Raw genomic sequence first — 16,784 nt, 5'->3', positions numbered from 1 at the left:
TTTATCTCAATACTTATTTTATTGAGCATCCACTTTTGAGCATTAAATGAGCATTATGGTAAATTCACCAAAGACACCCACAGGTAAGGCTAAAAAGGGACAGGTAGCAGTTAGACCAGACTCAGGTAGCATTAAAGCTTGCTTCCCTCGTTCCTACTTTGATGAGGGTAAACAGATGAAGCTAGCGACTGGTATCCCAATGGTTGACGGATGGGAAGCTACAGCAAGTAAACTCCAACGACGGTTACAGATTGAGTTAGAGGAGGGTAAGTTAAGCGATGGTCAGGGAAACTTCAATCTAGGACGGTATCAGGAAATACTAGAGGAGTATGGATTAAGAGCAAGTTTGCGTAGTCCTAAGCTTACAGTGGTATCGGATGACCAGTTACCACCTAAGCCTGAGTTATCGTTACTCGAAGTCTGGGATATGTACTGTGAGTACAGAAAGCAAGGGTTGAGAGAGACTGTATACGAGAATTCATATCAAGGGCAATACAGGAATTATCTTGAATCAGCAATTGAAGCTACCAAATCAGAAGACGCTTTAAAAATTAGAAATTGGCTAGTAGAGAATAGATATTCTCCGAAAGTAAAAAATCTTTTTTCTGCACTCTCTAAGGCTTATCAACTAGGTATTAAAAATAGACTACTTACCCATAATCCTTACGATGGTTTAAATGATGAAATAATGACTAAAGGAGCTAAAGGGAAAAAACAAAATGAAGTAGAAAATGATAACGATGTGCTTGACCAGTCAAAAGCTTATACATGGGATGAGGTACAGGTAATACTTGATTTTGTTGAAACTAAATATCCTCACTGGTATAACTTTTTAAAGTTTAAATTCCTTACTGGATGTAGAACAGGTGAAGCTATAGCTTTAATGTGGCAGGATATTGATTGGGAAAATGAACGGGTATTGATTAGGAGAACTTACGATAGAGTAACTAAAAAGTTTTATCCATTAAAAAACGATAAAACTTATAAGGGTGAAGAGTGTAGAAGATTCCCGATGATTAAAGATGATGAATTGTGGAAATTTATAAAATCAATTCCACAAGGCAATAGCAATGAAATAATTTTTAAATCAAAAACAGGGAAAGTGATTGACCTTGGTAATTTTGGTATAGCATGGCGTGGGAGAGAAGCAATACAAACTAAAGGAATTATCCCTCAGTTGATAAATCAAGATAAACTTACCAAATATTTACCACCTTACAATACACGCCATAGCTTTATCACTCACGCTGTTTTTGATTTAGGAATAGATGAAAAAATAGTCTCTAAATGGTGTGGACACACAATTGATGTAAGTAGTAAACATTATCAGGATGTAGCCATATTTGCAGAAAGGGTTAACCCACATTTACCGCAAACAACAGAGTTAGACATACTCAAACAACAGCTACAACAGCAACAGGAACTGATTAACAAGTTATTAGCTGACAAAGATAAAAAATAACCAACATAACCCCAACAAATAAAACCTACTAGCTATAACGTTAGTAGGTATTTTTTTATATTATTTTATTTATTATTTTTATTATTTATTAATTTATTATTTATCTAATTATATATTTTAAAATTCCGGATGTAGTACAGTACTACATCCGGTAAAAATAAATAAAGATTTTAAAAAATAGATAGTTAAAAAAATAAAAAGAGTCACTTGTTTGAATGACTCCTGTTTAGGTTACTCAATTTTAGTCATCTATCTCTCTATCTCTCCATCTCTACTTTTATTTACTTAAAGTAATACTTAAAGTATTACTTTAAGTATTCTAGAACATAGACAGAGACTTACTCACGTACCTTAAAACCACTGTGGCTTTGCAAATAATTCTCTAACTGCTTCGTTTCCCCCTTCACTTCCTGTAACTCTTCCTCCCACCGCTTCCTGTTATGGTCAATCTTCTGGTCTAGCTGTCCCATCAGGAATTGCACAGTCTCCTTACGGTTAACGTACTCCTGCAAATGAAGGTCTAGCTTCCTGTCTAGTACCAACACTTCAGAATTCAAAGTTTTGAATTGCTCTAAAGCCTTGGTATTACTATTTAAATCTTCTCTTAAATCCCTAATTGAATTACTAATAGTATTAAACTTAGTGATTACTTTGATAGTTCCACCTAACAACATCGAAACACTTACTAGAATACCCAGCAAGATACCCGTTGATTCTAGGGTGAGGGTTAAAGTAGGTTGAGTGTTACTGGGGTTTACAGCTATTATTTTGTTCATTTTACCAATGGGTTATATCTACCAGTTGTATCAACTAAAAATACATCTTTATTCATTCCCGGTAACGACATATAAGCGTACCTGAATCTAATATTAGCTATAGGTCTGAATCTTTTTTTCTTTCTCTGTTTACCATAGACAAGATGGGTGGCGGTAGTAGAGGTACTATTTTTTTTAGGCTGGCTAACGGTTAACTTATCATCATCAAAAGTAAAATTCTGACAAGCTAAAAGCCTACGTATAACATCAATAGCATCAGGTTCAGAATTGCTATAAATACGATTCCTGTATCCCTTCACTTCATCTACATACTTATAGATATTTTTTCCTTTAGTAAAAACTATCCCCTTACCTGATACTATGAATTCCTGTTTTATTTTTAGTCCAAGGGTTCTAGCTTTAGCTTCTGTAAATGTCGCCTGTGTTTCATCCATAATCCTGAAACTATATTCAGCGTCTACAGGGTCAAGATTATCAGGGGTAGCAGCAGCGTCTTGGGAGAAATAAAAACAGATTAATGGTCTACCTTCAACAGGAATACTTTCGTCATTCCGTACCCCATGAAATACCACTAAATCTTCTTTACCTACTCCTAGAATGTCATAGAAAAGTCTAAATCTCATTTCCATGACTGGGGCTGTATCGTTATCTAGTATTGTACAAGCTGTTCTTAGGCTTCCCCTATTTGTAGCTATTTCGGGTTCCCAATCTTCACCACCAAGGTCAGAGAAAAAATCCCTCACCTTGGCATTATGCTGCTTCCTTATTACATCTTGTAAATGCTCAAAAGTGTTATCAGGTAAAGGCATTTTATTTACTTCTAGCTATTTGCATTAAATAAATCATCTTTGGTAATTGACGCACCGATAGAGCTAGTTTTTGCTATTTGCTGCGACTCTTTCACCTTCTTAGCATCACCCACGTTAGCACCGTCTTTTGTGTTTTCATCTTGAGTGACAGCTTTGATTACCTCTGTAGTTGAATTGTTAAACTCAGTTGCAGCTTGAATAATATCTAACGGTACTTGAGTTACTTGCTGAATAGTACTTGCACCCTGTTGAGCATTCTGGAAAAAGTTCAACATTCTACTATGGTAATTAGGATTGGGATTCATCCACTCATAAGCTTTCTCTCCTACTATTCCCCATGTTTTTAGAGCATTACCAATCTTGCCATTTTGCCCTCCTACAATCTCTAGTCCATTGGTAATAGTGTGTCCAATGTTTGTGAAACTATTGAGTACGTTACTAGATGCTTGATAAATTCTATTAGCCTTTGCAAAAGCCAAGGACATTTCTTTGTAATTTTCAGCACCTATTACACCTTTAACTAAATTCTCTACTGTGCCATTGATTAATTGCCCTATATCAATTGCACCTCCTTCGTCATTTTTAATTCCTATTAACTGAAGAATGTTACCTAAAGCGCTACCAAGAGTAACAGCAATATCATTACTAAGTTGGAATGCGTTATGTATTGTTGCTGCGGTTATTAAAAGATTCAATACTCTGTCTAGCTGCAACCATGAGGCAATCTTTCCTAGCTTCCCTGATATACCGCCAGGAATTTGTTCACCCAGTTTGTTGTTGATGGTTGGTAATAAAGCTAAATTACTCGCTAAAGTTCCAGCATTTAAGCCCGTGTTTACAGCATTAAGTAAAGCGTTAGTGTTGTTATTATTATTTCCGGTAATATTGCCCACTGCATTATCTATCGCTTGTTTACCACAACCTGTTCTTAGGTTTTTACACATTGCAGTACCCACGCTATTCTCTATCTGTGGAAGCGTAGGAATAGATGGTTTTAAAGTGTCAGCTACTCTGCCAGGAATAAGTGGTATACCTGCAAGTGTTGGAATAATTTGGTCAAGCTTGGGTATGATTTGGTCGAGTTTTTGATTACCCTTCTCGTTCATTTTTTCTATCTCTTGTATCTTTATTTCAAGCGTAGTTAATCGATTGTTGTCCTTGTTTAAGTCGCCCTGAACATCTTTCCTGAGTTTGTCTATATCAGGCTTTACTGTGTCAATAAGGGATGTTTTTCTTTCTACTTCCCGAATAAAATCGTTAACCTGTTTATCTACTTCTCTTATCCCTTGTTGAATGATGTTAGACGTGGCATTACCTTGTTTAATTTGGTTAAGGAAGTCTTCAGATAGCTTTCTTTGTTCCTCATTCCATTTAGCACCCTGAGCTTCAAACGATTTACTATAAGTATCTTGAAGACTCTTGACTACTCCATCGAAATAACGAGTAGTAACACCATTTTTAACTATCTCTGTGTATCCGTTTTGCAGGGTATTTACTGTGGCTTGTACAGGTTTAATGATGCCCTGCAAAACATCGTTAGTAGACTTTAATTTGCTATCGATAGCAACATTATTTTTATCAATAGCAGAGTTAATATCTACCTTCGTTGCTTGAGTTGCTTTTAATGATGTTATCTCAGCTTTGAGTCCATTGATTGTGGTATTGATGCTAGTTTGAAAATTGTCTTTTACCCCATTAGTAAAAGATGCAATTTTGGCATTAACATCAGCTATCTGTTTAGCAAAACTTGCGTTCTGCTGTTGTATTTGTGAATTAATTTTTGATGCTGTCCCCCTTGATTCTGCTAGCACATCATTTGCATATTTTCTAGCATCGGCAATCTTGGATTCTAATATTGTTCTACCTTGGCGTACTTCATACAAAGCATCATTAGATTTTTCTCTAATAGGTACAAGTTGCTTTTCTAGTCCATATACCCTATCTCTTGTTCGTTGGTCTTCTAATTTATTCTGATTCAATTGTTGAAGAACGGCTTTTACTTGTGCTTGTGCTTGTAAGGCTCTACCATTTACTTTTGTTAGTTCAGCATCGAGGGTATCAGAACGTTTGTCGGCTGAATTTTGTACTATCCCTGCAACGATTGACTGTAATGCAATTATTACTGCTACTCCACCAAGTGCAATTAATCCACCAATAGTGGCTCCTACTTTTGAAGCTTTACTGGCATTGTTTCCACCTCCAGGAATCTTGCTTAAAAAACTATTCCACAGATTCTTACTTTCCTTGACATCTTTATTTAATACATCGACTACTTTCTGTCCCGCACCAAACTGCTTTTCTAGTGTTTTTACACTAGAAGTAGCGGTGCTGACACCTCGTTTTATTTGGTCAATTTCTGCTATTGATGACTTGAGTTTACGTAATGCTTTAAACTGCTTATCGTAAAAGTGTAATTCCTTCGATAGATTGGTCAATGATTCAAGTACCAATCTCCCCGATTTCGTCTGCGGTGGTAACGTCATTTATTTAAAGATAGATATTATTGGTTTGAATAAATTAGCTATTTGAGCAAATAAATTCTCTATACTCTGACAATAATTCTCAAGCTTATTAAGTCTGTTATATATGTCAGCTAAGTTTTGGTTTTTATTGTTTTTATTATCGTTGCAACATCTTTTCTGTTCTTTTTCTAACTCTCCAATGCGTTTATTTTGAGCGTCAATCTTGCGCTCTAATCTCGCTAGTGCTGCGTCAATATCTTTGCACTGTGCCATAGATTATTTCCCCACCTTCGCAGCAAGGTTATTTATTTTATTTGCTGTTGGTTTACAGGGGATACAGCAAAATCCAGGGTAGCCAGGATGCTCACATTTAATCTGTCCCGGTGGACATTCATCGCTACAAACAACATCCCAGTTAGCGCTACCTTTGCGACTTAATTTAACTGTTGACTTTTTATCAACAACCCTCACTTCTGTATATAAATCCCCTCGTACTAGTTGCAAGTTTGAGAAAATTGACCCATAGCTACTATTTCTTGCCATGACAATAGTCGTTTCTTTCTGGGGGGTTCCTGATGCAACTTTTAAATCAACGATTTTACCATCAGAACTTGAGATTAGTTGATAAGATATCGGCTCCTCAAGTATTCCTAATTCTTTAAAAGAATCATAAGAATCTTGAAAATTATTACTGTTAGGTCTGACATCGTGGTGGTATGTGATTTTGTAGGAATAGGAAGGTTTGCTGGTTACCTCTACACCAGGGTACTCACTCACTACACTCTCTTTATCTCCACCACTCCATGTAATTTTTACGGTTGCAGACTCCTTACCCTCGCAGTAGCTCATATCGCTTGCACCTCACCATAAAATTCCAACTCTGAACAACAAAATTCATAAGTTCCTGCGCTATTAGGAGCAGTCATTACAAGCTTGAAAATTTTGTATGCAGTAGTTACGCCTGTTACGCTTACTCGCAACCAATCAAACGGATTATTGAGCGTGGTGTTATTTGTTTGACTGTGTATATCAATCCAGTCTATACCGTTGTTACTGCCTTGTAATTTCCAACTTCTTAGCGCGTAACCGCTATTAGCGTCGTGACGAATTATGTAATCAGTTACCTTCAATTTATGGGTTTTGAAGTCTACACCCCAATAAGCGTTTTGAGCGCTAGCGGGATAGTTGCCGCCACCAGTGGTTCTGTCAACAATAGAAGCTAGATTCGCAACTCCCCCACCATTGGAAATTACTGTTAGTTCACCAGATGTATGTGGATTACTCCAGTTATCATCGAGTCTCGTTGCTAGCCAATAGCACATTCCTTTGTTATCACCAAATTCACTAAAAACAAGAGTAGGTAATGTATTGTCGGCTGGAGGTTCTACTCCCAAATAATCTCTTAATGTGCTAACTCTTATCACGGAAACAATAGCATTAACACTATCCCAACCCAGTAGTAAATCATTTTCAGATAATTGCAATAATTCGGGATACTCATTCAGCTTCATATGTGTCGATTACTATTGTGCGTCTGATAAATCTTTGATTGTTTCTATCAGTGAAAAAATCATTCCATCTTTTCATCTTTAAAAAAGTGTAAGCATCGGTGTTATCAAATTCAATTAGGTTATTACTTTCATCGTTAATACCTTGATTATTTTCATCTTCTATAATTCCCTGAAAATTTCTGATTGCATTAATTAGGATTGTAATCAGCAGAGATTCAGCAGTGTTGTTAACAAGTGGTGACAGTAAAGGAAAATCAGACTTTTTAATTATTAAAGCCTGATTATTTTGAATGACATTTTCACCGAATATATGTTGTATTTTGATTTCGTACATTAGTAGTCGTCTGGGTCTATTCCTGTGTCGTTGTAGGCTTTGTCAAGTTCAATGGTAATAGTATCTCGAATGTATCTAGCCGTAGTATTACCGTTTATCCGAGTAGCAAAGCTAGGTTGATTTTCGACATCAACATAAACACTCTGGTCTATACTTGAATCCCTGTTTTCACTCGTTAAGCTAGCTGATGCTTTTTTTAAAATTGCAACAAGTAATGATTCTGCCGAATTACTGGAATTTACCGTTAATCCTGCGTCAACAAGGTCAGCTTTTAAAATCGTGAGAGTAGTGCCGTTTTGTGTAGCACCTTGACCGAAAATATCTGTGAGTGTGGGTTGAGCCATTTTTAAATTAAGTATTTGGATACTCAATAGTATATCTGTACTATTTGTTAACTGTGTAGAGTTATCTAAAAAACTCATGGAAACGTATAGGTTTCCGTCAAAAAAGAACAGGGTAAAACCCTTGTAGAGTAGGGGGGACAAGATTTTTTGCGGAGGGATAAAAAATGGCTAGACGTAAAAGTGCATACGAATTAGAAGAATTAGCAAAAATTGCCCGTGCTAAAGAAGCGGCGCGGAAACAAGCCAAACAAGATAATCCCAAGCCATATAACGCGAGAAATCCCGTAGATTTTGAGACTGTTTACTACCGTGACCCATTAGAGGCAGGAAGATTTCTACAGTTTGAAGTCAAGAAGCAGGCTTTAACTAATTTAGGTGGTATCGCTGATGCTGGTTTATTGGCTACAATTCCTGATGGTTCGGTTGTTGTAGAAGTTAACCGAGGTTCTAAAATTGCAGTCGTGAAACTTCGTTGGTATTACGGTGATGGAACCGCAATTGTAGTTCCTGCTACGGCTGAACATGGTAGATGGATTAAAAAGTACGATGCTCGTAATGGTCAATCGCACTGGTCTACACCATTCAGCATTGCAACTGGTACGTTTACCCTAAACACGATTATTGATAGATTTAAAACCTACTTCAATAACACCAATGGAACAAAACGTGAAAGCGTATTAGGTGTCAATGGCTACGCTGAATTAGTTGTCGGATACGGTAAACAGTACTCAATTCTTGATACCAGTAAATAATGGATTGGGAATTAATAGGGGAATTACAGGTATCTGACGTATGGCAAGCTTTTAATAACGATGTTATTTCAGATACCTTTCGTATCACAACGACTATTACCGATGCTGTTGGCTGGGAATCACAAAGAATCAGGTCAGGTGCTTACTTAAGGTTTATTTATGCTGATTCATCTAAATCCAGGAATATCTACATTCCCGTGAATGATGAACCTACTATCTATGAGTTACCTGTACCGAGGGAATTTAGAGATGAAGGATACGTAATTAGAACTCCAGCAGCGAGGCTTTCATCTCGATGGGTAGGAAAAATCAATTACCAGCAAGGGTTTGCTAAGTGGAATCTAAAGCTTGAAGCATTAAATTAATCAATTTCTGTAATAGATGTCATTTAATGACATCTATTTTTTTGCTTAAAAAGTTCAAGTTATACAAGTTTTTAATCTATTTTTCCACAGAAAATAACTATAAATAAGTGTAAATAAAATGAGATTTAGTAAACAAAACCTTATCAGCAATAGCTTTTAGGGTTTCTTGTTCATGGTATCTCGGCAATAGTAGTAAATATAAAAAAATACATTCGTTTATTCCGTACTATTGAACAATAAAAATCTAGGGAATCCGGAATAAAAATATTACGGATTGTTACGAATACTTGAAAAAAAAAAGACCGTGCATAACCTCAAATACAGGGCAATAAATGAGGTTAAAACGATGCCTAAAAAGTCAATTATTAATCCTAGAACTCAAGTTGTTTCTCTCATCCGTCATGCTTCTCTAGAGTTGTCAAATCTTGCTAATGAGGTAGAGCAATTAGGGGATATCGGTAAACTAGAGAAATCATTACAGAGTTCTCCTAACTTGATTGAAATATTCAGAAAAGCTACATGGGAATTGCAAAACTCTAGACTGGATAAGGTTTCTGACCTTTTGAGTGAAGCTAAGGATGAAGTAGCTAACGAGCAACTAGCAGCAGTATCTACCAATTAATCTCTCTACCTAAAATTACTTTAAGTAATAGTTAAAGTATTACTTAAAGTAAATCAAACAAGACTATGAAAGAAGAGAACATACACTGGTCTGAATTATTTGGAAATCCCGTGCTGTACTCATTGCATCCAGCGATGCTATCCGAACAGGGATACAGATTAAAAACCTCTGCACCAATTAAAGGTGGTAGCAAGAAGGAAAAAGTACCTGTAACTGTGGTATTTGACGAAAGCTACGTAGTTGAGAAACTTTCACGAATCCTAGAACAGCTACAGCCACAAAATTACAACGATTTTCAGAAGGTAGTATCTAAGGCTTATGCCCACTGGAACGAAAAAAAAAATAAGGAGTAAACCATTTTGGTTTAACCCAATGTCAGGCGGTATTATTCCTGCGGGTTATCCGCTAACAGTAGCCCAGAAAAAAAACCTTGAGTATTTTGATTCAGCTTTAGAATTCAAGGTCTGGGGACATCTCCGTAAAAAGTATGGTGCTACTTACATCAATAGACAATTTGAGATTCCTTTACTTCCACAGGATGAATGTTTCCCAGCTTTAACTTGGAAGTGTGACTTCTCTGTATTCACTCCATCAGGATTGATACTTTTTGAAGCTAAAGGGGAATGGATACTGCATGATGATTATGCTCTGGCAGACTTCCGTAAAACTCTGAGACTATTACAGCTATTCCATCCTGACTATTTCAACTATCTGAGATTGGTATCAGATAAACCTTGGAAATTACCAGGGAGTAACCTAACGGTGATAGGGGTAGGGGATATATGAATATCCTTAAAATGGATAGTGAGGATGCTTGGTATACTCCAGGACTTGAGTATGTAGGTAAGTCGAGTAAAGCGTTAGTGCTAGCTAATCCTTGGAATCACCGGAATGGTAGACACGTAAGGTATCTGACTACTAATAGAGGTGAGGCTTTGTATCGATACCGTGAATGGATGATGACGAGATTGATACCTAATTGGGTGTCCGGTTTAAAGTATCACGGGTTGCATGACTGGGAGAAGGAATATTTAGCTAGAGTGGTTGACCTATCTGAACGGATAGAACGAGGTGAGGTGACTTCTCTGGGATGCTGGTGTATCAATGTCGAGAACTATCTGATGGTTCCTTCTGGTACTGAAAAATGCCATGCAGAGATACTGTACAAAGCTTGTTCACATTTAATTGCACATAGACAAGGAGCAATGTTATGAAACAATTCTGGTATATCGAGCCTAAAGGTGATAACAAATACGCTTCGGTTGGTTGTTCTGACTGGCATGATGCTAATTCAAAGATTGAATTTTCAGAGTTGGGTTTTTGTCAGGATGATGATTTTTATCACGTATTTGCATACGCTACTAAATTCTCAGAGATTCAGGTATTTAATGATAAAAACTGGAAATTTGAACCGCAATTGGTGAAGTTTAAAGTAGCTAAAAAAGACTATCAAAAAGAGGATAGAGAGAAAAATAAAGTAGACGTTAAACAATCACGTCTTGAAAGATGGCTGTGTCACCTATTCAACGGGTTAGAAGAAGGTGTTATTTACTCTGGATTTATCAACCTGAAAGATGACCCCTACTGTGATTTGTTTACTAAGGGGGTAGATTTTGACGGGAATCCTATAGACCCGTTGGTATTAACTCAGATGTTAAAGATGTCTGTAGTCATCAAGCCTGTAGAATCACCTGAACAGATTAAACCTGAAGACATTAAAGCACCAAACAGTAAAAGTGGATTCAGTAAAGGTGGATATAGTGGTAAACCTGCACAGACTGAACTAGAGAAGTTGAGCGATAGATTAAGCTTTGTCTGTTCTCAGGTGAATGCAATGGGTGAAGGTGTACCAGTCGAGAACCTTGCACAGTTAGCGGATATACTTGCTACCGCAGCCAACAAAAAAGCAATACAAGAGGTGTTTACTCTCTGTACTGCTTTAATATCCTAACCTATTTTCAATTACTTAAAGTAATAGTTTAAGTATTACTTTAAGTAAATTACATCAATGAAAGAAGAAAGATGACTGATGCTATTTACTTAGACCCTAATGAATTTTACCGTGCTGAGATGGATAGCTGGACTGAGCTATGGGATGACAATCTCAGTTTGTATGCAAACATATCAGAGATTCTTGGACAAGCTGTAATGTTACCCCAACGAGATTTAATGTTACCGATAGTCGCTACATACCTATTGGTTCCTAGTAAATGGGCTAAGGTTTTACCGATTTTATTTAGTTGGGGTGGTAAAGGCTCTGGGAAGTCAACCACTGCAATATTCGCCGCGAAGCTGCACGGTATAAATTCTACGTTCTCTGCTACCGATACATTCTCAGCTATCAGGAATGCACTTGATTCTATGAGGTGGATTGATGGTGAAGATAGGGAACTAGAAAGGGATGGGGTGATTTTACCTTGGGATAACATTCATACTGGTACTTTCAAAAAAGATGAGCGTATCTACCAGATGTTGTTATTTGGTTACAATCGTTCAACTGATAAAATATCAATCGCTCAGACAGATGGGACTAATAAGGAATTCCATGTTTTTTCACCTAAGATAATTTCTTCAATTGATGATTTACATCTCAATATGGAATTAGAGGAATTACATCGGAGGTTGTTAGTTATTCCCCATAAATCATTTGATGCTTTTAGCTATGAGGAGAAAAAACAGTATGAGGATTTTGACATTCATGCTGACAGAATTGATATTGATTCTATTCATTGGGACGGCATTGAAGATAAATTCTTTAGCTTTTGGAATAACTCTGAGAATTGCAAGCTATACGCAAAATACAGAAACATTCTCACCAAGAAAGGTAAGAAAGAATTCAAGCATTCAATGAAGTCTGAACAGTGGATAATCAGCATTGATTTAATAGTTACTGGACTAGTTGCGGGTACTTGGCGTAACATCCCTGATGCTATTAATCATATGGAGAAATATTGGGATTATGCGAATAGCAATATATTCAATCAATCACCTGCAATCATTGAACATCTAGAGGCATTTATAGAGGATGAGGTGGGTGTACAGCGACAAATGAATAGGCAATTAGAGGAAGCTGGTAGGCGGGGAATACCTTTAATTATTAATCCTCAAAAACTGAAAAATAGACTTGAATATCACAAAAATAGAGGTGAGTTGAATATTTATTTCAACCAAGAAACGGTAGTAAAAATAATGTCTAGCTTGGGATGGAAATTAACTGCTAAAGGATGGGTAGAAAAAAGATGAGATATGTATATAGATGAATACAGAATGGTACGTTTTTAAATGGAGTGAATTAACTACTAGAAGAATGTATGTAGTTATGCCATTCTCTACTCTTGATACTGCATTAATTTATTTAGTTAATTTTAGCTATCAAGATACAGATGAAAGATTGAGAAATTTTCAATACCTGAAAAAAATGGTGATAGATAAAAATCAGATAATTTCTCATTCTGAAGATGAGAATATACCTCGTTGGTTTTTGTGTCATCAATCAGCCGTCCAATCGTTAACTCAAGTAATTGAAAGTAAACAAATAAAGGTGGTAAATAGATGTCTAAAGAATTAATGGGTATATCTAGAACGGACTGGAGTATTACTTTGATTTTTGAGCCAAGAGACATTTGGATTGGTGTTTATTGGGATTGGAAAATAGATTATTTCTGTAATAGATATTTTATCTATTTCACTTTAATTCCCACGATTGTAATTAGGTTGGTATTTGATAAATATGAGTAATAGGATTCCTGCTTTTATCATCATTGATGATATTAGATTCACTGTAATTTCCTACAATGATGAATCTAAAGAATTCAGATGTAAAAACTATCTTTGGCATATATCCGAGGTTGATAAGATTTTAGACTCTGAAAATGAGGTGATTAATGAGGATGATTTATGATGATTGATGAAGAAAAATATTTGATTCTCACTCTGTATTCAGCAAGTATTACATCAATACTCTCTGAGTTGCTGACAATCGATAAACATACATTGATTACTGATTTAATGAGTGAAGCTAGAGAAGCATTTCATTTATTAACCGATGAAGAGAAACAGCAATTACTTAAGGCTGAACAATTTAGTAATTAGTGATTTTAAATCAGGTATATCAATGAGTGAATTAGCAGAGAAATATAATTGTGGTATTTCTGATATTGAAGAGATTGTGAGATTAGGTTTTACTAAAAAGTGAGGGATAACAATGGTAGAAGTGACTTTTACTTATCAAGAATCAATTGCACTTCTTAGTTTTTTAGAGAATAAGTTTCATAGCACTGAGGAGAATAAAAAAGTTTTGAATTGCGTAATTCAAAGAATAATTATGGAAGTTGATAACTATGAGCAATTAATTAAGATGTTGCCTGATGAATAGATGCAAGTATGTAGTTAAAAGGACTTACTTAATATTACCTGACTCTGAACTTTCAATAACTTTAGATACTCCCCAATGGTTTGATTTTTTGGAATCGGGAATCAATAGTTTTCATTACATCTATTCTCGTGATTACACCTTTAGGGCAACGTTACGAGGTGGTGCTGAATATTGGTATGGAGAGAAGACGGTTTTGAACTTAAAACGTACTCTTTATATCGGTAAAAGTGAGAGTTTAACTGTTGAAAGATTGGGCGTGATTGCTAGGACTATTAATTTACATGAATTAGCTTGGAGAACTAGAAATGAATAAGGCTAAACGTGCATCATTTTTACTGGGTAATATTTCACTTGATGGTTTTCAGAAAGATGGTGAATATTTTCTCAGTCAATCTCAAGTAGCGGAAGCGGTGGGAGTTCATAAATATGAAGCAACACGATTTACTGAGGAACTACGAAAGAATCAGGGTTATACGGGTCACAAAAATGAGGGGGTAAATGACTTTAAAACCTTGCCAGATAAAGGTTATACGGGTCACATTTTAGAGATTGAAAGTAATGGCAATGGTAAGCGAGGGGGTAGTCGAGTAAAGGTTATCTCACCTGAAACAGCTACTTTATTCTGGGGATATCAAGCTAGGAAGGGGAATGATAAAGCTTTAGGTCTAATCTGTGCCTGTGCTGAGGAAACTATACAGAGAAGGTTGGATAGAGCTTTTGAACAGGTGAAAACTGAAGAGGAGTATGAGAAGGCAACTGGTATCAAGTATCAGACGTGGTTAGAGTCTAGGGCATTCCTGAAAGATGCTCATGCTTCATTTACTAACTGCTGTCTGTATAACGACTTTGTTGCAGCAGTAGCCCACGATAAAATTACCATTGCTGTCTGTGGAATGACTGCTAGCGAACTTAGAGAGTTAGATGTTATTGAAGGTAATTCAAAAGTTGGGTTAAACCATGTCAGGGATAAAGAGACGCTGGTGAAGATAGCTAAGGTGAAGTTGGAGTTTAGTCGATACCGTACTGGGAATGTTGACCAGAGAGTAGAACGGGCGATAAAGGCAGTCAACAATTAAAAGTTTTCACATCATGGTTATAGCTACCTAATCACTAGGTAGCTTTCTCTATCTAAATTTACTTTAACTATTACTTTAAGTATTACTTTAACTATTCATCTGAACTAGTAGACTTATCTAGCTTCTCTTGAATTGCATCTCTACAAAACTGAGCAGGGTTATCCTGTGCTTTGACAGCTTCCTTCATTTCCTTAGTGACTCTAAAGCTGAGATTATCGGTTAAATCTTTACTTTCTTGATTCCCAAAATTTTCTGGCTTACCTTTACGCGGCATTGTGTAGAAATGTTTAGCTAGCTTTGACCCAATGTACGCATCGGGTTACATTATTTATTCGGTGGGTAACTGACCCTGAGAAAGTTGTTACCCACCGATACCACTTTTGATAGAGGCATATCTATTTTATGGTCTTTTCACGTCAAGAATTAGAATTGTTAACGATTCCACAACTTAGGATTTTATTACTCCGGTACGGATTAAAGCCTACCGGTTCGGCTGCATTAAAACCTGGTTTTATCACTACCTTGATGGTATTCCCCGAAATGGCACTCCAACAATTTGAAAATGGTACAGGGTTAATCCGTCCCACTTTTGACCAGTTACAGATAATGGGTGAGATTTTAGACCAGATGGGTACACCTACACCTGAACAGTCGGCATTGCTAAGGGTAAGTTTTGAAGGTAGACGGATGGACATACCCAGACGCTACGACCAAGAGAGGTTTTTAGCACTGTACAAAGCTAAGAACCATTTATCTGAGGTAATTAACCTACTAGGGATGATGTAAGGCTTTTAGTTCGATGAGATGTCAGGAGGGGATAAGACCCCTCTTTTTTTGCGTCTGTATCCCTTACTCTGTCTATACTTCTAATTACTTAAAGTATTACTTTAACTATTACTTAAAGTATTTGAAAGTAGAAAGAGACAGGTATACCCTTAACTCTGGTTACTCGTTCCCGGCAGGGGAGAATATACCTTTAATCTCTGTGGGCATGGGTGAAGTGAGAAGGTTAAGGGTATATGAGGGATAATAAAAAATGAGCATTAGTTGAGCATGAATGCTGAGTATAAAATAATGCTCAAAATAGGAGACTAAGCACTGAAAATAGCTCTTTTGAACATTGTTTGAGCATTAAAGTGAGGCTAGAGGCTAGAAGTGTTGATATATCGGAGGTGATGAAAGAACTTTTAAGCTATGTGTAGGAAATGAAAAACTTTCAGTAAACCTGACTTTAACAGCACACCTTTTGGATAACCAGATTACTAAACCTGAAATTCTGATTCAGCGTATCGCTTTATTGGCTCTAGCGATACTGCTAGCAATCCCTTTGGGCTTTTTTGGTGTTCAGATGGTTAGAGCGTCTGACCCATACGTTAAGAGTGTTCTTACCATGAAAGGAGACTCAATACAAGGACACGCCATCTTTCAAATCAATTGTGCTGGCTGTCATGGTTTAGAAGCCGATGGGCGAGTAGGCCCTAGCTTACAAGCCGTTTCTAAGCGTAAGTCCAGGTATGGACTGATTCGTCAAGTCATTAGTGGGGAAACTCCACCAATGCCAAAATTTCAGCCCAGCACTCAAGAAATGGCAGACCTGTTAAGCTTTTTAGAGACTCTGTAAGTCAATACTTTTCCCATGATGACTCAAATAGAACCCCGGTTTTTTCCAAAAAGCCGGGGTTCTCTACTAATTCATAATTGGTAATTCGTAATTCTTTGCAGCATAACTTATATATAATAATTCGCTTTGATTAGTGAACTGATTTGCCTGAAGCCAGTTTGGATTAAATTTGAGCTTGATTTTTGTTTAATTTCTGATATGGTGTTTCCCAGTTAAGTGAGGTACAGAATCAATGTTTTTCAACGCAGAGGGGAGGCCCTCGTTGTAGCGACTGC

The 16,784-nt window shown here is 36.7% G+C and carries 25 protein-coding genes; 16 read left to right on the top strand and 9 right to left on the bottom strand.

What is annotated here, in order from left to right; all coding sequences use genetic code 11:
* Positions 1 to 55: 55 nt before the first annotated feature.
* Complete coding sequence (xerC, locus tag FD725_RS26685) at positions 56 to 1,462, top strand: tyrosine recombinase XerC (RefSeq protein WP_179050916.1); 1,407 nt, start codon at positions 56 to 58, stop codon at positions 1,460 to 1,462.
* Between the two features lie 338 nt (positions 1,463 to 1,800).
* On the opposite strand, the gene FD725_RS26680 is transcribed toward xerC, so the two are convergent.
* The 8 genes from FD725_RS26680 to FD725_RS26645 are packed head-to-tail and all read right to left on the bottom strand — an operon-like array spanning position 1,801 to position 7,698.
* Positions 1,801 to 2,238, bottom strand: a complete 438-nt coding sequence (locus FD725_RS26680; RefSeq protein ID WP_179047013.1) for a hypothetical protein — start codon at positions 2,236 to 2,238, stop codon at positions 1,801 to 1,803.
* Positions 2,235 to 3,047 carry a hypothetical protein gene (locus FD725_RS26675; RefSeq protein ID WP_179047012.1) on the bottom strand — a complete coding sequence of 271 codons (813 nt, stop codon included), beginning with the start codon at positions 3,045 to 3,047 and terminating at the stop codon, positions 2,235 to 2,237. Before FD725_RS26675 ends, FD725_RS26680 begins: the two co-directional genes overlap by 4 nt.
* Before the next feature lie 11 nt (positions 3,048 to 3,058).
* Complete coding sequence (locus FD725_RS26670) at positions 3,059 to 5,530, bottom strand: hypothetical protein (protein ID WP_179047011.1); 2,472 nt, start codon at positions 5,528 to 5,530, stop codon at positions 3,059 to 3,061.
* The gene (locus FD725_RS26665; protein ID WP_179047010.1) at positions 5,531 to 5,782 is read right to left on the bottom strand and encodes a hypothetical protein; all 252 of its coding nucleotides are present in this window, start codon (positions 5,780 to 5,782) and stop codon (positions 5,531 to 5,533) included. It abuts the gene before it with no gap.
* Between the two features lie 3 nt (positions 5,783 to 5,785).
* Positions 5,786 to 6,358, bottom strand: coding sequence for an NCD3G domain-containing protein (locus tag FD725_RS26660; RefSeq protein ID WP_179050915.1), 573 nt, complete (start codon positions 6,356 to 6,358; stop codon positions 5,786 to 5,788).
* Positions 6,355 to 7,020, bottom strand: a complete 666-nt coding sequence (locus FD725_RS26655) for a hypothetical protein (protein WP_179047008.1) — start codon at positions 7,018 to 7,020, stop codon at positions 6,355 to 6,357. Before FD725_RS26655 ends, FD725_RS26660 begins: the two co-directional genes overlap by 4 nt.
* Positions 7,007 to 7,354 carry a hypothetical protein gene (locus FD725_RS26650; protein WP_179047007.1) on the bottom strand — a complete coding sequence of 116 codons (348 nt, stop codon included), beginning with the start codon at positions 7,352 to 7,354 and terminating at the stop codon, positions 7,007 to 7,009. The genes FD725_RS26655 and FD725_RS26650 overlap by 14 nt, the downstream gene beginning before the upstream one ends.
* On the bottom strand, positions 7,354 to 7,698 hold the full coding sequence (locus tag FD725_RS26645) for a hypothetical protein (protein WP_179050914.1): 345 nt from the start codon (positions 7,696 to 7,698) through the stop codon (positions 7,354 to 7,356). The genes FD725_RS26650 and FD725_RS26645 overlap by 1 nt, the downstream gene beginning before the upstream one ends.
* A gap of 164 nt (positions 7,699 to 7,862) precedes the next feature.
* On the opposite strand from FD725_RS26645, the gene FD725_RS26640 reads away from it, so the two are divergent.
* The 13 genes from FD725_RS26640 (at position 7,863) to FD725_RS26580 (ending at position 14,888) form a co-directional block, all read left to right on the top strand.
* Positions 7,863 to 8,450 carry a hypothetical protein gene (locus FD725_RS26640; RefSeq protein WP_179050913.1) on the top strand — a complete coding sequence of 196 codons (588 nt, stop codon included), beginning with the start codon at positions 7,863 to 7,865 and terminating at the stop codon, positions 8,448 to 8,450.
* Positions 8,450 to 8,815, top strand: coding sequence for a hypothetical protein (locus FD725_RS26635; RefSeq protein WP_179050912.1), 366 nt, complete (start codon positions 8,450 to 8,452; stop codon positions 8,813 to 8,815). The genes FD725_RS26640 and FD725_RS26635 overlap by 1 nt, the downstream gene beginning before the upstream one ends.
* A 346-nt stretch (positions 8,816 to 9,161) precedes the next feature.
* The gene (locus FD725_RS26630; RefSeq protein ID WP_179047003.1) at positions 9,162 to 9,437 is read left to right on the top strand and encodes a hypothetical protein; all 276 of its coding nucleotides are present in this window, start codon (positions 9,162 to 9,164) and stop codon (positions 9,435 to 9,437) included.
* A 134-nt stretch (positions 9,438 to 9,571) separates the two neighbouring features.
* A complete protein-coding gene (locus tag FD725_RS26625; RefSeq protein ID WP_179047002.1) occupies positions 9,572 to 9,790 on the top strand; it encodes a hypothetical protein in 219 nt (72 codons plus the stop codon).
* A gap of 19 nt (positions 9,791 to 9,809) precedes the next feature.
* Entirely contained in the window at positions 9,810 to 10,223 is a 414-nt protein-coding gene (locus tag FD725_RS26620; protein ID WP_179047001.1) for a hypothetical protein, read from the top strand.
* Positions 10,220 to 10,651 (top strand): DUF4326 domain-containing protein, encoded by a 432-nt coding sequence (locus FD725_RS26615; RefSeq protein WP_179047000.1) that lies wholly within the window; start codon positions 10,220 to 10,222, stop codon positions 10,649 to 10,651. The genes FD725_RS26620 and FD725_RS26615 overlap by 4 nt, the downstream gene beginning before the upstream one ends.
* Positions 10,648 to 11,388, top strand: coding sequence for a hypothetical protein (locus tag FD725_RS26610; RefSeq protein WP_179046999.1), 741 nt, complete (start codon positions 10,648 to 10,650; stop codon positions 11,386 to 11,388). Before FD725_RS26615 ends, FD725_RS26610 begins: the two co-directional genes overlap by 4 nt.
* 71 nt (positions 11,389 to 11,459) lie before the next feature.
* Positions 11,460 to 12,680 (top strand): hypothetical protein, encoded by a 1,221-nt coding sequence (locus FD725_RS26605; protein WP_179050911.1) that lies wholly within the window; start codon positions 11,460 to 11,462, stop codon positions 12,678 to 12,680.
* A 76-nt stretch (positions 12,681 to 12,756) separates the two neighbouring features.
* Entirely contained in the window at positions 12,757 to 13,005 is a 249-nt protein-coding gene (locus FD725_RS26600; RefSeq protein ID WP_179046996.1) for a hypothetical protein, read from the top strand.
* Between the two features lie 329 nt (positions 13,006 to 13,334).
* Positions 13,335 to 13,529, top strand: a complete 195-nt coding sequence (locus FD725_RS26595; RefSeq protein WP_179046995.1) for a hypothetical protein — start codon at positions 13,335 to 13,337, stop codon at positions 13,527 to 13,529.
* A 112-nt stretch (positions 13,530 to 13,641) separates the two neighbouring features.
* Entirely contained in the window at positions 13,642 to 13,812 is a 171-nt protein-coding gene (locus FD725_RS26590; protein WP_179046994.1) for a hypothetical protein, read from the top strand.
* Entirely contained in the window at positions 13,805 to 14,125 is a 321-nt protein-coding gene (locus tag FD725_RS26585) for a hypothetical protein (protein WP_179050910.1), read from the top strand. The genes FD725_RS26590 and FD725_RS26585 overlap by 8 nt, the downstream gene beginning before the upstream one ends.
* Positions 14,118 to 14,888, top strand: coding sequence for a hypothetical protein (locus tag FD725_RS26580; protein ID WP_179050909.1), 771 nt, complete (start codon positions 14,118 to 14,120; stop codon positions 14,886 to 14,888). Before FD725_RS26585 ends, FD725_RS26580 begins: the two co-directional genes overlap by 8 nt.
* Before the next feature lie 91 nt (positions 14,889 to 14,979).
* Here the strand turns inward: FD725_RS26580 and FD725_RS26575 are convergent, their stop codons facing one another.
* Entirely contained in the window at positions 14,980 to 15,162 is a 183-nt protein-coding gene (locus tag FD725_RS26575) for a hypothetical protein (RefSeq protein ID WP_179050908.1), read from the bottom strand.
* 128 nt (positions 15,163 to 15,290) lie between these two features.
* On the opposite strand from FD725_RS26575, the gene FD725_RS26570 reads away from it, so the two are divergent.
* Both FD725_RS26570 and FD725_RS26565 read left to right on the top strand, forming a co-directional pair.
* Positions 15,291 to 15,674: a hypothetical protein gene (locus FD725_RS26570; RefSeq protein WP_179050907.1), complete on the top strand. Its 384-nt coding sequence runs from the start codon at positions 15,291 to 15,293 to the stop codon at positions 15,672 to 15,674.
* Between the two features lie 460 nt (positions 15,675 to 16,134).
* Entirely contained in the window at positions 16,135 to 16,509 is a 375-nt protein-coding gene (locus FD725_RS26565; RefSeq protein ID WP_179050906.1) for a cytochrome c, read from the top strand.
* Positions 16,510 to 16,784: the final 275 nt, after the last annotated feature.

This window comes from Nostoc sp. TCL26-01, from assembly GCF_013393945.1.
In the GTDB taxonomy this organism is placed as follows: domain Bacteria; phylum Cyanobacteriota; class Cyanobacteriia; order Cyanobacteriales; family Nostocaceae; genus Trichormus.
The sequence above is the reverse complement of the archived record's forward strand: the minus strand, read 5'-3'. Positions and strand labels throughout refer to the sequence as shown.

Coding starts and splice junctions, on each gene's coding strand:
- FD725_RS26655 (WP_179047008.1), bottom strand. CDS start 7,020: ATGAAGCTGAATGAGTATCCCGAATTATTGCAATTATCTGAAAATGAT.
- FD725_RS26570 (WP_179050907.1), top strand. CDS start 15,291: ATGGTCTTTTCACGTCAAGAATTAGAATTGTTAACGATTCCACAACTT.
- FD725_RS26575 (WP_179050908.1), bottom strand. CDS start 15,162: ATGCCGCGTAAAGGTAAGCCAGAAAATTTTGGGAATCAAGAAAGTAAA.
- FD725_RS26620 (WP_179047001.1), top strand. CDS start 9,810: ATGTCAGGCGGTATTATTCCTGCGGGTTATCCGCTAACAGTAGCCCAG.
- FD725_RS26665 (WP_179047010.1), bottom strand. CDS start 5,782: ATGGCACAGTGCAAAGATATTGACGCAGCACTAGCGAGATTAGAGCGC.
- FD725_RS26650 (WP_179047007.1), bottom strand. CDS start 7,354: ATGTACGAAATCAAAATACAACATATATTCGGTGAAAATGTCATTCAA.
- FD725_RS26645 (WP_179050914.1), bottom strand. CDS start 7,698: ATGGCTCAACCCACACTCACAGATATTTTCGGTCAAGGTGCTACACAA.
- FD725_RS26640 (WP_179050913.1), top strand. CDS start 7,863: ATGGCTAGACGTAAAAGTGCATACGAATTAGAAGAATTAGCAAAAATT.
- FD725_RS26660 (WP_179050915.1), bottom strand. CDS start 6,358: ATGAGCTACTGCGAGGGTAAGGAGTCTGCAACCGTAAAAATTACATGG.
- xerC (WP_179050916.1), top strand. CDS start 56: ATGGTAAATTCACCAAAGACACCCACAGGTAAGGCTAAAAAGGGACAG.
- FD725_RS26600 (WP_179046996.1), top strand. CDS start 12,757: ATGCCATTCTCTACTCTTGATACTGCATTAATTTATTTAGTTAATTTT.
- FD725_RS26610 (WP_179046999.1), top strand. CDS start 10,648: ATGAAACAATTCTGGTATATCGAGCCTAAAGGTGATAACAAATACGCT.
- FD725_RS26670 (WP_179047011.1), bottom strand. CDS start 5,530: ATGACGTTACCACCGCAGACGAAATCGGGGAGATTGGTACTTGAATCA.
- FD725_RS26580 (WP_179050909.1), top strand. CDS start 14,118: ATGAATAAGGCTAAACGTGCATCATTTTTACTGGGTAATATTTCACTT.
- FD725_RS26605 (WP_179050911.1), top strand. CDS start 11,460: ATGACTGATGCTATTTACTTAGACCCTAATGAATTTTACCGTGCTGAG.
- FD725_RS26635 (WP_179050912.1), top strand. CDS start 8,450: ATGGATTGGGAATTAATAGGGGAATTACAGGTATCTGACGTATGGCAA.
- FD725_RS26630 (WP_179047003.1), top strand. CDS start 9,162: ATGCCTAAAAAGTCAATTATTAATCCTAGAACTCAAGTTGTTTCTCTC.
- FD725_RS26680 (WP_179047013.1), bottom strand. CDS start 2,238: ATGAACAAAATAATAGCTGTAAACCCCAGTAACACTCAACCTACTTTA.
- FD725_RS26590 (WP_179046994.1), top strand. CDS start 13,642: ATGGTAGAAGTGACTTTTACTTATCAAGAATCAATTGCACTTCTTAGT.
- FD725_RS26595 (WP_179046995.1), top strand. CDS start 13,335: ATGATGATTGATGAAGAAAAATATTTGATTCTCACTCTGTATTCAGCA.
- FD725_RS26675 (WP_179047012.1), bottom strand. CDS start 3,047: ATGCCTTTACCTGATAACACTTTTGAGCATTTACAAGATGTAATAAGG.
- FD725_RS26615 (WP_179047000.1), top strand. CDS start 10,220: ATGAATATCCTTAAAATGGATAGTGAGGATGCTTGGTATACTCCAGGA.
- FD725_RS26585 (WP_179050910.1), top strand. CDS start 13,805: ATGAATAGATGCAAGTATGTAGTTAAAAGGACTTACTTAATATTACCT.
- FD725_RS26625 (WP_179047002.1), top strand. CDS start 9,572: ATGCTATCCGAACAGGGATACAGATTAAAAACCTCTGCACCAATTAAA.